The sequence below is a fragment of the Achromobacter arsenitoxydans SY8 genome (genome assembly GCF_000236785.1).
Taxonomy (GTDB): domain Bacteria; phylum Pseudomonadota; class Gammaproteobacteria; order Burkholderiales; family Burkholderiaceae_B; genus Achromobacter; species Achromobacter arsenitoxydans.
Window position 1 is genome coordinate 143,024 of record NZ_AGUF01000087.1, and the last position, 13,669, is coordinate 156,692.

Here is a 13,669-nt window from a genome sequence, read left to right on the forward strand (position 1 = left end):
GAGGGAACGGATGGCATTCAAACCGGTTTACGTCGTCGATGGCTCGCGCACGCCCTTCCTGAAGGCGCGCACGGGCCCGGGCCCCTTCTCCGCCGGCGACCTTGCCGTGCAGGCCGGCCGCGCCCTGCTGCTGCGCCAACCCTATGCGCCCACGGACCTGGACGAGGTCATCGTGGGCTGCGCCGCGCCTTCGCCTGACGAAGTGAACATCGGCCGCGTGATCTCGCTGCGCCTGGGCTGCGGCGACCGCGTGCCGGGCTGGACCGTGATGCGCAACTGCGCGTCCGGCATGCAGGCCCTGGACTCCGGCATCGCCAACATCCAGTCGGGACGCTCGCATCTGGTGCTGGCCGGCGGAACAGACGCGCTTTCGCGCGCGCCGGTGCTGTTCTCCGACGACATGGTGCGCTGGCTGTCGCGCTGGTACGCGGCGCGCGGCCTGGGCGCGAAGCTTGCCGCCCTGCGCGGCTTGCGGCTCAGGAACCTGGCGCCCGTCATCGGGCTGCTCAAGGGGCTGACGGACCCTGTCGTGGGCCTGTCGATGGGCCAGACGGCGGAGAACGTCGCCACGCTCTTCGGCATCGACCGCGCCGCGATGGACGCCTACGCCGCCCGCAGCCACCAGCGCGCGCTGGCGGCCCGGGCCGCCGGCATGCCCGAGATCACGCCGCTGATCGACACGCAGGGCACACTGCACGCCGACGATGACGGTGTGCGCGAGGACTCCACGCCCGACAAGCTCGCCAAGCTCCGGCCGGTCTTCGACAAGCCCTGGGGCAACATCACCGCGGGCAACAGTTCCCAGGTGACCGACGGCGCAGCCATGCTGGTGCTGGCCTCTGAAGAGGCCGTGCGCAAATGGAACCTGCGGCCGCTGGGACGCATCGTCGACTCGCAGTGGGCCGGGCTGGACCCCGCGCTGATGGGCCTGGGTCCGGTGCATGCCGCCACCCCTATCCTGCAGCGCCACGGCCTGGGCCTGAATGATCTGGACTTGTGGGAGATCAACGAGGCGTTCGCCGCGCAGGTGCTAGGATGCCTGGCCGCTTGGCGGGACGAGGCCTATTGCCAGCAGAACTTCGGCACGCCCGCATGGGGCGAGCTCGACGCCGGCAAGCTCAACGTCGACGGCGGCGCCATCGCAATCGGCCATCCCGTGGGCGCATCGGGCGCGCGCATCGTGCTACACCTGCTTGAAGCGCTAAAGCGCCGCGGCGCAAGGCGCGGCATGGCCGCCATCTGCATCGGCGGCGGCCAAGGCGGCGCAATGCTGGTCGAAACCCTGGACGAGGACCGCCCATGACGACAATGGATACGCTTTCCCACTGGCGCCTGGACCGCGACCCCGACGGCGTAGCCTGGCTGACGTTCGACCGCGCGGGCAGCGCCGTCAACGCGCTGTCGGCCGACACCATGGCCGAATTCTCGGTAGTGCTGGACGCCCTGGACGCCGATCCGCCCAAGGGCCTGATCATCCAGTCGGGCAAAACCACAGGCTTCATCGTGGGCGCGGACGTCAACGAATTCGCCGGGCTGGACACGCCCGAACAAGGCCGCGCGCTGGTGGCTCGGGGCTGGAACCTCATGAACCGCCTGGCCGCGGTGCGCTATCCCACCCTGGCGCTAATCCAGGGCCATTGCCTGGGCGGCGGCCTGGAACTGGCGCTTGCCTGCCGCTACCGTCTGGTAGCCGACCAGCCCGGCGCCTCGCTTGCGCTGCCCGAGGTCATGCTGGGCATTTTCCCGGGCTGGGGCGGCATGCTGCGCCTGCCGCAAACCATCGGCGCGCCCGCAGCGCTGGACATGATGCTGACCGGCCGCAGCGCCGACGCCCGCCGCGCGGCGTCGTTGGGCCTGGCCGACGCGCGCGTGCCCCCGCGCCTGCTGCTGGCGGCGGCGCGCCAGACCGTACTGTCGCGCAAGCCGCCGCGCCGGGCGCGCGGGCTGGGCGGCTGGCTGAACCGCTGGCCATTCAAGGCCATCGTGGCCAACCGCGCGCGCAAGCAGATCGCCGCAAAGGATCCGCTGGGCCATTACCCGGCCGCGCCCGCCATCGTCGAAATCTGGGAAAAGCATGGCGGCAACGCCCTGAAGGCGCCCGGGCTCATCGACCGCATCATCGCTTCCGGCACGGCCCGCAACCTGCTCCGGGTGTTCCGCCTGCAAGAGCGCCTGAAGGCCAACGGCAAGCAGGTCGGCGTCGCGCCCGCCCGCCACGTGCACGTGGTGGGCGCCGGCGTGATGGGCGGCGACATCGCCGCCTGGTGCGCGCTCAAAGGCATGACCGTCACGCTCCAGGACCAGGACATGGCGCGCATCGCCCCCGCGGTCAAGCGCGCCGCCGACCTGTTCTCGCGCCGCCTGAAGGATTCCCGGCTGGCGCGCGCCGCGTTCGACCGGCTGGTTCCCGATCCGTCCGGCGGCGGCGTGCCGCTGGCCGACGTCGTCATCGAGGCCATCAGCGAACAGCCCGAGGCCAAGCGCGCGCTGTACCAGTCCCTGGAACCGCGCATGAAGCCCGACGCCCTGCTGGCCACCAACACGTCCAGCCTGTCGCTGGAAACCCTGCGCACCGGCCTGGCGCGTCCCGAACGCCTGGTGGGCATCCACTTCTTCAACCCGGTCGCCAAGATGCCGCTGGTCGAGGTCGTGCACGGCGAAAGCGACCCGGATGCCTCCCTGGCCCGCGCCTGCGCCTTCGTCGGCCAGATAGACAAGCTGGCGCTGCCCGTCAAGAGCGCGCCCGGCTTCCTGGTGAACGCGGTGCTGGCGCCCTACATGCTGCAGGCCATGCGCAGCGTGGACGAAGGCGTATCGCCCGACACCGTGGACGCCGCCATGGTGGCCTTCGGCATGCCGATGGGTCCGCTGGAACTGGCGGACACCGTGGGCCTGGACATCGCCCGCGCCGCGGGCCAAGCGCTTGCCGGCGGCGCCGAGCCGCCGCGCTGCCTGGCGGACCGCCTGGCGCGCAACGAACTGGGCAAGAAAAGCGGCAAGGGCTTTTACACCTGGCGCGACGGCAAACCGGTCAGGCAGCGCGGCGCGAAAGACGCCGCGGCGCCGGCCGGCCTGGCGCAGCGCCTGATCCAGCCGCTCATCGACGCCACGCGGCAGCGCGTCGCCGCCGGCGTCGTGGCCGACGCCGACCTGGCCGACGCAGGCGTGATTTTTGGAACGGGGTTCGCGCCATTTACGGGCGGGCCCCTGCATTACGAAGACGGCAGCACCTTGCAGCACCGCAGTACAGCGGCTCGCGCCGATTAGACCGGGACCAGACCGGCAGTGGAAGAGAGAGACACACATCCAATTCGAGGAGGCAGTACCATGCGCAGACGTCCATTGTCCCTGAGCACCTTGTCGGCCATCCTGGTCGGCCTGGGCGCATCCGCAACGTCCTACGCCGCCGGTTTTCAGCTCTTAGAGCAGAACGCCAGCGGGCTGGGCAACGCTTATGCAGGCTCGGCGGCAAACCCGGAGAATGCCAGCATCATGTATTTCAACCCGGCAGGCTTGACCTATCTGCCGGGCCTCAACTTCTCCGGCGGGGTAAACCTGATCAAGCCGTCGTTCAAGTTTTCCGACAACGGCAACAGCCGCAATCCCAGCGTTCCCGGCATCCCCGGATCGGGACTGAACGGGTCGGTGCCTACCGGCGGCAACGGCGGCGACGCCGGCCACCTGGGCGTCGTCCCCAACATCTACGCCTCCTGGCAATTGAACGAGCAGTGGTATGTCGGCCTGGGCGTGGGCGCCCCATTCGGCTTGATGACCGAGTACGACGACGGCTGGGTCGGCCAATACCACTCGAACAAGTTCGAGATCAAGACCATTAACGTCAACCCGACCGTCGCCTACAAGGTCAACGAGAAGTTCTCGATGGGCTTTGGCCTGAACTGGCAGCACATCGACGCCAACTACAAGAAAAAGACCGTCGTGCCCATCGCCGGCATGCCCGTCGCCACGAACGGCGACGCGGACCTGAACCTCAAGGGCGACGCCTGGGGCTGGAACGTGGGCTTCATGCTGCAGCCGACGGAAGACACCCGCATCGGCCTGTCGTACCGCTCGAAGATCAAGCACACGGCCAAGGGCGACACCGACATCGACAACATCCGCCCCACGGGCCAGTCGGTGTCGTTCGACGCCAAGGCCAAGGTCGACCTTCCCGATACGCTGATTCTCAGCGCCGCGCATCAGCTCAACGAAAGATGGGAGCTGCTGGGCGACGTGTCGTGGACGGGCTGGAGCAGCATCCCCGACCTGAAGATCCGCAACTCGGGCGCAGGCGCTCGCGACGACGACCTGCCGCTGAACTTCCGCGATTCCTGGCGCGTCGCGGTCGGCGCCAACTACAAGTTCGCCCCCGCCTGGAAATGGAAGTTCGGCCTGGCGTTCGACCAGTCGCCGGTGCACGATGCCGCCGACCGCCCGACATCCCTGCCCGATAACGATCGCTACTGGTTCTCGACCGGCGTGCAGTGGGCCGCCACCAAGGACACCACGATCGACGTCGGCTACACCTATCTCTACCTGCGCAAGACGGACATCGACACGACGTCCGGCAACCAGCTGACCAAGGGCCGCGTGGCGGGCACCTACGACAGCAGCGGCCACATCTTCGGCCTGCAAGTGTCGTCCCGCTTCTAGGCATGAACGGGCGGCCGGCCGCCGCGCCGGCCGCCCGATTTTTCAGGAGACTTCCTTGAGCAAGTTCGTCGTCAAACACGTCGCCGTGCTGGGCGCCGGCGTCATGGGCGCGCAGATCGCCGCCCACCTGGCCAATGCCGGCGTGCCCGTCACGCTGTTCGATCTGGCCGCCCCCGAAGGCGACCGCAACGGCACCGTCAAGAAAGCGCTGGCTGGCCTCAGGAAGCTGGAGCCCGCGCCGCTGGCTGGCGCATCCCGCATCGCGCTCATCACGCCCGCGAACTACGATGACCATCTGGAGCGCCTGCGCGGCTGCGACCTGATCATCGAAGCGATCGCCGAGCGCATGGACTGGAAGACCGCGCTGTACGAGCGCATCGCGCCCCACGTCGCGCCCGGCGCCATCATCGCCTCCAACACGTCCGGCCTGTCCATCGACGCGCTGGCCAACGCGCTGCCCGCCGGCTTGCGCGACCGCTTCTGCGGCATCCATTTCTTCAATCCGCCGCGCTACATGCGCCTGGTGGAAATCATCGCCACGCCGCACACGCAGGCGTCCGTGCTGGACCAGCTGGAAACCTGGCTGACCTCGGCCCTGGGCAAAGGCGTGATCCGCGCGCTGGACACGCCCAATTTCGTGGCCAACCGCATCGGCGTGTTCTCCATCCTGGCGGCCATGCACCACACCGCGCGCCTGGGCCTGTCCTTTGACGAGGTCGACGCGCTGACCGGCCCCAAGATCGGCCGGCCCAAAAGCGCCACGTACCGCACCGCCGACGTGGTCGGGCTGGACACGCTGGCCCACGTCGTGGGCACCATGGAAAAGAACCTGCCCGACGATCCGTGGCACCAGTACTTCGCGCTGCCCGGGTGGCTGTCGGCGCTGATATCCAAGGGCGCGCTGGGCCAGAAGACCGGCGCGGGCGTCTACCGCAAGCAAGGCCGCGAGATCCAGGTGCTGGACCTGAAGGCGCAAGACTACGTGCCCAGCGCCGGCAAGCTGGCCGACGAGGTCGCCGCGCTGCTCAAGGAGCGCGATCCGGCCAAACGCTTCGCCGCCCTGCGCGCCAGCGAGCACCCGCAGGCGCAGTTCCTCTGGAGCCTGTTCCGCGACATCTTCCACTACAGCGCCGTTCAGCTTGAGCACGTGGCCGATAACGCCCGCGACCTGGACCTGGCCATGCGCTGGGGCTTCGGCTGGTCCCAGGGCCCCTTCGAAACCTGGCAGGCCGCCGGCTGGCAGGCCATTGCAGCCGCCGTGGCCGAAGACATCGCTGCCGGCCGCGCCATGAGCAGCGCTCCCCTGCCCGCGTGGGCCCTGGAGCCCGCCCGCCAGGGCGTGCACGCGCCGGAAGGCTCTTATTCCGCGCGCACCGGCAAGCTGCACCCGCGCTCCACGCTGCCGGTGTACGCCCGCCAGTTGTTCCCCGAGCGCGTCGTGGGCGAAGCGCCTGACGACCGCGGCGTGACGATCTGGGAGAACGAGGGCGTGCGCCTTTGGAACCTGCCGCGCGTGGACGCCGGCATCGCCATTCTTTCCGTCACGTCGAAGAACCACACGCTGGGCGCCGAAGTGCTGGAAGGCGTGCTGCAGGCGGTGGCCAAGGCCGAGCGCGAGTTCGACGGCCTTGTCATCTGGCATGCCGCGCCCTTCGCCGTGGGCGCCAACCTGCAGCAGGTGGTCGAAGCCTGCGCCGCCGGCCAATGGGAAATGCTGGAGGCCACGGTGGAAAAATTCCAGCGCGCCTCGCAGTCTTTCAAGTACGCACACATCCCCACCGTCGCGGCGGTGCAGGGCATGGCGCTGGGCGGCGGGTGCGAGTTCCTGATGCACGCCTCGCACCGCGTGCTGGCGCTGGAAAGCTATATCGGCCTGGTCGAGGCCGGCGTCGGCCTGATCCCGGCGGGCGGCGGCAGCAAGGAATTCGCCGCACGCGCCGCAGCCCTGGCGGCCAAAACCGCCACGCCGGCCGAGGTCTTCCCCTATCTGCAGCCCGTGTTCCAGACCATCGCGATGGCCCAGGTGGCCAAGAGCGGCCTGGAAGCCATCGACGCGGGCTTCGGACGCGAGCAGGACATCGTGCTGTTCCACCCCGACGAATTGCTGTTTGTCGCCATCGGCCAGGCCCGCGCCGCGGCCCAGGCCGGCTACACGCCGCCGCCTCGGCTGCAGGACATCCCCGTCGCGGGCCGCAACGGCGTCGCCAACTTCGAGATGGTGCTGGTCAACATGCGCGAAGGCGGCATGATCAGCGCGCACGACTACCGCGTCGCGCGCAGCGCCGCCGTCGCGCTGTGTGGCGGCGAGGTGGAAACCGGGACGAAGGTGGACGAGGAGTGGCTGCTTGCCGTGGAGCGCAAGGAGTTCGTGGCGCTGCTGCGCACGCCGGAAACCCAGGCGCGCATCCGCCACACTCTTGACACCGGCAAGCCCCTGCGGAACTAAGGAACGACCATGACCAAGCAGATCCAAGACGCTTACATCGTCGCCGCCACGCGCTTGCCGGTGGGCAAGCGCAACGGCGCCTACATCACCACCCGCCCCGACGACATGCTTGCCGCCGCGCTGAATGGCGCGCTGGCGCAGGCGCCGGGGCTGGACCCGGCGCGCATCGACGACGTGATCGCCGGCTGCGCCATGCCGGAGGCCGAACAGGGCATGAACGTGGCGCGCATCGGCCTGCTGCTGGCGGGCCTGCCGCAAAGCGTGGCGGGCGTGACCGTCAACCGCTTCTGCGCGTCGGGCCTGCAGGCGGTGGCCGACGCCGCCGCCCGCATCCGCACGGGCGAGGCCGACATCATGATCGGCGCGGGCACCGAATCCATGAGCGCCATGCCGCAGATCATGGGCAACAAGGTCTCGCTGAACCCCGCCATCTTCGCCCACGAAGAGAACATCGGCATGGCCTTCGGCATGGGCCTGACGGGCGAAAAAGTCGCCGAGCGCTGGAAGGTGTCGCGCGAAGACCAGGACGCCTTTGCGCTGGCTTCCCACCAGAAAGCGTGCGCCGCGATCGCCGCGGGCCATTTCCGCGCCGAGACCACGCCCTACGAAGTGGTGTCGCACCTGCCCGACGGCGCCAGCGGCGCGCTGCGCGTCGTGCGCCGCCTGGTCGAGGTGGACGAAGGCCCGCGCCCCGACAGCAGCGCAGAGGCGCTGGCGCGCCTGAAGCCGGTGTTCTCGGCGCGCGGCAGCGTCACCGCGGGCAACAGTTCGCAGATGTCCGACGGCGCCGCCGCCGTGATCCTGGTGTCCGACCGCATCCTGCGCGAGTTCAACCTGAGCCCGCTCGCGCGCTTCGTGAGCTTCGCCGTCGCCGGCGTGCCGCCCGAAGTCATGGGCATCGGCCCCATCGCCGCCATTCCCAAGGTGCTGGACCGCGCCGGCATCACCCAGGACGCGCTGGACTGGATCGAGCTCAACGAAGCCTTCGCGGCGCAGTCGCTGGCCGTGATCCGCGAACTCAAACTGGATCCCGCCAAGATCAACCCGCTGGGCGGCGCGATCGCGTTGGGCCACCCGCTGGGCGCCACTGGCGCAATCCGCACCGCGACGATCACTCACGGGCTGCGCCGCACCGGCGGCAAGTACGGGCTGGTCACGATGTGCATCGGCACGGGCATGGGCGCCGCCGGCCTGTTCGAGGCCATGTAGCAGGAACGGCGCCCAGCGTGAAGCCATACTGGTTCAAAAGCCTGTCGCCGCAATGGCGCGCGCGCCTGATGCGGGTGGGATTCAACCTGCATCCGGCCTTTCGCGCCACCGGCGGGCGGGTGATGCACGTGTCGCCGGATTTCCAGCACATCCGCATCAAGCTGCCCCTGCTGCGGCGCACCCGCAATATTGTGGGGTCCATGTATGGCGGTTCGCTGTTCGCCGTGACGGACGGCGCCCACCCGACGATGCTGATGTCCGCGCTGGGCGCGGACCACATCGTATGGGACAAGGCGGCGTCCATCCGCTTCCGCAAGCCCGCCTACACCACGCTGTACGTGGACTTCCGGCTGCCGCCCGGCGAAATCGCCGAGATCCGCCGCCTTCTGGCCCAAGACCACGAAACGACCCGCACCTATACGGTCGAACTGAAGGACAAGGACGACGTCGTCTACGCCGTCGTCGAACGCACGATCTACATCGCAGACAAAAAGTTCTACAAGCAGAAGAACACTGGAGGAGACAAATGCGTTGCATCCCCGGAGGGCGCGCCGCCGCCCTGAGCTTGATACTTGCGGCCGGTCTGGCGGGCGCGCCCGCCCATTCCGCCGATGCCGAGGTCGGTGGCGTGCGCGTGCCCGAGCGTCTTGCCGAAGGCGGACATGCCCTGGTGCTCAACGGCGCCGGCCTGCGCACCCGGTTCGTCGTGAAGGTCTACGTGGCGGCGCTGTACGCGACCGAAAAGACTGGCGACGCGGCGGCGCTGATCAACAGCACGCAACCGCGCCGCATGCGCCTGCAGCTGCTGCGCGATGTCGACAGCAAAAGCCTGGACGGGGCCCTGCAGGACGGATTGCGCGACAATACATCTGCGCAGGACCTTGCCGCACTGAAGGAACCCGCGCAGCGCCTGTCCGGTCTGATGGCCGAAATCGGCGCGGCGCGCGAAGGCGATGTCATCGACCTGGACTTCGATGCCCAGGGAGTCGCCATCGCCCGCAACGGCAAGCGGCTCGGCCGCATCGACGACCCCGCGTTCGCACGCGCCCTGCTGCGCGTCTGGCTGGGCGACAGCCCGGCGCAGGCCTCCCTGAAAAAAGCCCTCCTGGGCAACTAGGGCCTATTGGCGTCAACCGGCCCTGGCGCCCTGAACGGAACCGCACGACATGGAACGAATCTGGCTCAAGAGCTACCCCGACGGCGTGCCCGCCGACATCGAGACCGACGGCGCGACAACCCTGGTGTCCATCGTCCGGGAAAGCTGCCGCCGCTTTCCCGAAAAGACCGCCTACATCAGCATGGGCAAGTCGATCAGCTACGCGGAGCTGGACGCGCTGACGCGCGCATTCGCTGCGTGGCTGCACGCGAACGGCCTGGGCCGCGGCGACCGCGTCGCCCTGATGATGCCCAATCTGCTGCAGTACCCCATCTGCCTGTTCGGCGCCCTGCGCGCCGGATGCATCGTCGTCAACTGCAACCCGCTCTATACCGCCCGCGAACTCGAGCACCAATTGGCTGATTCCGGCGCGCGCGCCATCGTGGTGGCCGACAACTTCGCGGCCACCGTGCAAAAGGCCCTGCCCGGCACGGGGATCGAACATGTGCTGGTCACGTCCATCGGGGAAATGCTGGGGCCGGTCAAGGGCCGGCTCGTCGACTTCGTGGTCCGCCGCGTCAAGCGCATGGTGCCGGCCTGGTCCCTGCCCGGCGCGCTGCGGCTGGGCGACGCGCTGCGCGCGGGACGCGACGCGGCATTCACCGACGTCGCACTCACGCCCGACGATCTTGCCTTCCTGCAATACACAGGCGGCACGACCGGCGTGGCCAAGGCCGCCATGCTGTCGCACGGCAACCTGGTGGCCAACGTGAGCCAGGCCTACGCCTGGGTCAGGCCCCTGGTCAAGGATGGCGAGGAATGCATCGTGACGGCATTGCCGCTGTATCACATCTTCGCGCTCACGGCGAACTGCCTGACCTTCATGAAGCTGGGCGCCAGCAACCTGCTCATCATCAATCCCCGCGACATCCCTACCCTGATCAAGGAAATGGGCAAGGTGCCGATGTCCGCCTTCACGGGCGTGAACACGCTCTTTAACGCGCTGCTCAACCACCCCGACTTCGCCCGCCTGGATTTCTCGCGCCTGCGCCTGACCATGGGCGGCGGCATGGCGGTGCAGCGCTCGGTCGCAGACCGCTGGCGCGCCGTGACCGGGATCTCCATCGCGCAGGCCTACGGCCTGACCGAAACCTCGCCCGCCGTCACCATCAATCACCTGAACACCAAGGTCTTCACCGGCTCCATCGGGCTGCCCGTACCGTCCACCGAGCTCTCGATCCGCAACGACGAGGGACGCGAACTGGACATCGGCGAAAGCGGCGAGATCTGCGTGCGCGGCCCGCAAGTGACGCGGGGTTACTGGAACCGCCCCGACGAAACGGCGCTGGTCATGTACCCGGACGGCTTCCTGCGCACCGGCGACATCGGCTACGTCGACGACACCGGCTACGTGTACCTGGTGGACCGCAAGAAGGACATGATTCTCGTGTCCGGCTTCAACGTCTATCCAAACGAGGTCGAGGACGTGGCCGCCCTGCATCCCGGCGTCCGGGAAGTCGCCGCCGTGGGCGTGCCCGACGAGCGCTCGGGCGAGGCGGTCAAACTCTATGTGATCCGCAAAGACCCCGCCCTGGACGCCGAAACCCTGATCGCGCACTGCCGCACCCAGCTGACGGGCTACAAGGTGCCGCGCTACGTCGAGTTCCGCGACGACCTGCCGCGCACCAACGTAGGCAAGATCCTGCGGCGAGAACTTCGGCCGGAGGCGCCTGGGGCATCCGAATCGCAGCCAGCCGTCCCGGCATCAGCCAAGAACTGACGCGATCCGCGGCTCGACCGACCGCCCGGATCCGCACTTGGCGAGTGTCGCGCCGCGCCAACAGCCGCCACCCGCGATGCGGCAGGCCCTGTCTAGCCAAGCCCCTGAAAACACTAAATATTCTCCATTCCGCCCTGCCACCGCGCCGGTGTGCAGGGCTTTTTTACATCTTGGCTCCCTCCGCGCTATTGGCTACCGATATCAACGCAATTAATAATAATTATCGTTGCTATTTCTATATGTAACTGGCTGGCCCTGCCCAAAGCCAGTAGGGAGATCTCTTGAAACGCCACCCGACCCAGGCCGCGCCGCGCGCGAGCCGCCGCCCCCGATTGCCCGCCGCCGCCGCGCTGGCTGCCTGCCTGGGTGCGGGCGCCGCGCACGCGCAGCCCGAACAACCCGCCACCCTGCCCGCCGTCCAAGTCCTGGGCACCGGCGAAACCGCCACCGGCCCGGTCGACGGCTATGTCGCCCGTCGCAGCGCCACCGGCACCAAGACTGATACCCCTCTGTCCGAAACGCCGCAGGCGATCACGGTGATCCCGCGCGAGCAGATCATCGACCAGGGCGCGCAGAACGTGCAGGACACCATGAATTACGCCGCCGGTGTGCGTCCAAACGCGTACGGCGTGGACAACCGCGGCGACTACGTGCGCGTTCGCGGCGTGGAACCCGTGCAGTACCTGGACGGCCTGCGCCAGTTCTTCAACTACAACAACCCGCGCACCGAGGTGTACGGCCTGGAACGCGTGGAAGTGCTGCGCGGGCCGTCGTCGATGCTTTACGGCCAGGGCAGCACCGGCGGCATCGTCAACCTGGTCAGCAAGCGCCCGCAGGCTGAACAGCAGGGCGAAATCGGCGTGCTGCTGGGCAACTTCAACCGCCGCGAGATCCAGGCCGACTTCACCGGCCCGCTGACCGAGGACGGCCAGTGGCTGTACCGCGTGGTGGCGGTGGGACGCGACAGCGACACCCAGATGCAGTATGCGCAGGATGACCGCCTGTTCCTGGCGCCCTCGCTTACCTGGCAGCCCAGCGCGGCGACCTCGCTCACCCTGCAGGCGTCGTGGCAGAAGGACAGGTCCGGCACCACGCAGTCGTTCCTGCCCTGGAGCGGAACCGTGGAGCACAATCCGAACGGCCGCATTCCCACGCGCCGCTTCGTCAGCGAGCCCGGCTTCGACGCCTACGACACCGAGCAGTTCAACGTAGGCTGGCTGTTCGAACACAAGTTCAACGACACGTGGAAATTCCGCCAGAACTTCCGCAACACCATCAGCCGCGTCGATTACCAGTCGCTCTATCCGAACGTCTACGGCGCGCGGCGCGGCGACTCCTACATTGATCCCGAACAGACCACCACCGACCGCTTCTACTACATCAACAAGCCGCGCATGCGCACCCTGCTGGCCGACCAGAACCTGGAAGGCAAGCTGAACTGGGGCCGCACGGAACACACCGTCATCGTGGGCATGGATTATTCGCGCTACCGCGAGACCAGCCGCACGGACAGCGGGCTTGGGTCGCCGCTGAACCTGTACCACCCGGCCTACGGCAACGCGCCGGACTACACGCTGTCCGACACCCCGAAGCAGAAGCAGCAACAGATCGGCTTCTACGCGCAGGACCAGATCAAGTTCGACAAAAACTGGATCTTCCTGGCCGGCATCCGCCGCGACCGCGCCGAGAGCACGACGGACGGGCAGGACAAGGAAACCGATCAAGCCACCACCAAGCGCTTCGGCCTGATGTATGCGGCCGACAACGGCCTGTCTCCCTACGTCAGCTACAGCGAGTCGTTCACCCCGATCGCCGGCGCCGACTTCTACAACCAGCGCTGGAAGCCGATGCGCGGCAAGCAGTGGGAAGCGGGCCTGAAGTACATGCCCAAGGACGCCGACATGGAGTTCACGGCGGCGGCCTACGATCTGCGCGAGCACAACCGCCAGACCAACGACCCCGAGAATCCCAACAACCAGATCCAGGCGGGCAAGACGCGCACGCGCGGCGTGGAACTGGAGATGCGCGGGCGCGTCACGAAGGAACTGGACGTGATCGCCAACTACATCTATACCGACATCGACCCGCAGCTTGAAGGCATCCCCAAGCACATGGCGTCCCTGTGGGGCAAGTACCGCTTCGCCATCGCCAACCAGCCGGGATTCGCCGTGGGCGCGGGCGTGCGCTACCTGTCCAAGTTCCGCGACGGCGGCGCGCCCGAGACGCCGTCGGTGACCCTGTTCGACGCCATGCTCAGCTATTCCAGCGGCCCGTGGCGCTACGCGCTGAACGTCAACAACATTGCGGACCGGACGTACGAGGTGGTCTGCCTGGATCGCGGCGACTGCTTCTACGGCGCGCGCCGCACCGTAATGCTGAGCGGCGCCTACCGCTTCTGATCGCTCAATCCGTCCCCGAATGTGGGACTCCAGATGGCGAACACCTGTACGTACATGCTGTACGTACAGGTGTACACTACGATTTTTCC

Annotated in this window: 9 protein-coding genes; all 9 read left to right on the forward strand. The window is 68.0% G+C overall.

Annotated features, from left to right (window positions below; translation table 11 throughout):
• The first annotated feature begins 10 nt into the window (after positions 1-10).
• The 9 genes from KYC_RS26695 (at position 11) to KYC_RS26735 (ending at position 13,580) form a co-directional block, all read left to right on the forward strand.
• The gene (locus KYC_RS26695) at positions 11-1,303 is read left to right on the forward strand and encodes an acetyl-CoA C-acetyltransferase (RefSeq protein WP_008168417.1); all 1,293 of its coding nucleotides are present in this window, start codon (positions 11-13) and stop codon (positions 1,301-1,303) included.
• Positions 1,300-3,267, forward strand: a complete 1,968-nt coding sequence (locus tag KYC_RS26700; RefSeq protein WP_043519341.1) for a 3-hydroxyacyl-CoA dehydrogenase NAD-binding domain-containing protein — start codon at positions 1,300-1,302, stop codon at positions 3,265-3,267. Before KYC_RS26695 ends, KYC_RS26700 begins: the two co-directional genes overlap by 4 nt.
• A 60-nt stretch (positions 3,268-3,327) precedes the next feature.
• Positions 3,328-4,650, forward strand: a complete 1,323-nt coding sequence (locus KYC_RS26705) for an OmpP1/FadL family transporter (protein WP_043519342.1) — start codon at positions 3,328-3,330, stop codon at positions 4,648-4,650.
• Positions 4,651-4,705: 55 nt separating this feature from the next.
• Positions 4,706-7,096: a 3-hydroxyacyl-CoA dehydrogenase/enoyl-CoA hydratase family protein gene (locus KYC_RS26710; protein ID WP_008168423.1), complete on the forward strand. Its 2,391-nt coding sequence runs from the start codon at positions 4,706-4,708 to the stop codon at positions 7,094-7,096.
• A 9-nt stretch (positions 7,097-7,105) separates the two neighbouring features.
• A complete protein-coding gene (locus KYC_RS26715) occupies positions 7,106-8,305 on the forward strand; it encodes an acetyl-CoA C-acyltransferase (protein WP_008168425.1) in 1,200 nt (399 codons plus the stop codon).
• Positions 8,306-8,322: 17 nt separating this feature from the next.
• Positions 8,323-8,868, forward strand: a complete 546-nt coding sequence (locus KYC_RS26720; RefSeq protein WP_008168429.1) for a DUF4442 domain-containing protein — start codon at positions 8,323-8,325, stop codon at positions 8,866-8,868.
• The gene (locus tag KYC_RS26725) at positions 8,832-9,422 is read left to right on the forward strand and encodes a chalcone isomerase family protein (RefSeq protein ID WP_008168431.1); all 591 of its coding nucleotides are present in this window, start codon (positions 8,832-8,834) and stop codon (positions 9,420-9,422) included. Before KYC_RS26720 ends, KYC_RS26725 begins: the two co-directional genes overlap by 37 nt.
• Positions 9,423-9,471: 49 nt before the next feature.
• Positions 9,472-11,181, forward strand: a complete 1,710-nt coding sequence (locus tag KYC_RS26730) for a long-chain-fatty-acid--CoA ligase (RefSeq protein ID WP_008168433.1) — start codon at positions 9,472-9,474, stop codon at positions 11,179-11,181.
• A gap of 281 nt (positions 11,182-11,462) precedes the next feature.
• Entirely contained in the window at positions 11,463-13,580 is a 2,118-nt protein-coding gene (locus KYC_RS26735; protein WP_420796130.1) for a TonB-dependent siderophore receptor, read from the forward strand.
• The last annotated feature ends 89 nt before the right edge of the window (positions 13,581-13,669 follow it).

Coding starts and splice junctions, on each gene's coding strand:
- KYC_RS26695 (WP_008168417.1), top strand. CDS start 11: ATGGCATTCAAACCGGTTTACGTCGTCGATGGCTCGCGCACGCCCTTC.
- KYC_RS26700 (WP_043519341.1), top strand. CDS start 1,300: ATGACGACAATGGATACGCTTTCCCACTGGCGCCTGGACCGCGACCCC.
- KYC_RS26705 (WP_043519342.1), top strand. CDS start 3,328: ATGCGCAGACGTCCATTGTCCCTGAGCACCTTGTCGGCCATCCTGGTC.
- KYC_RS26715 (WP_008168425.1), top strand. CDS start 7,106: ATGACCAAGCAGATCCAAGACGCTTACATCGTCGCCGCCACGCGCTTG.
- KYC_RS26725 (WP_008168431.1), top strand. CDS start 8,832: ATGCGTTGCATCCCCGGAGGGCGCGCCGCCGCCCTGAGCTTGATACTT.
- KYC_RS26730 (WP_008168433.1), top strand. CDS start 9,472: ATGGAACGAATCTGGCTCAAGAGCTACCCCGACGGCGTGCCCGCCGAC.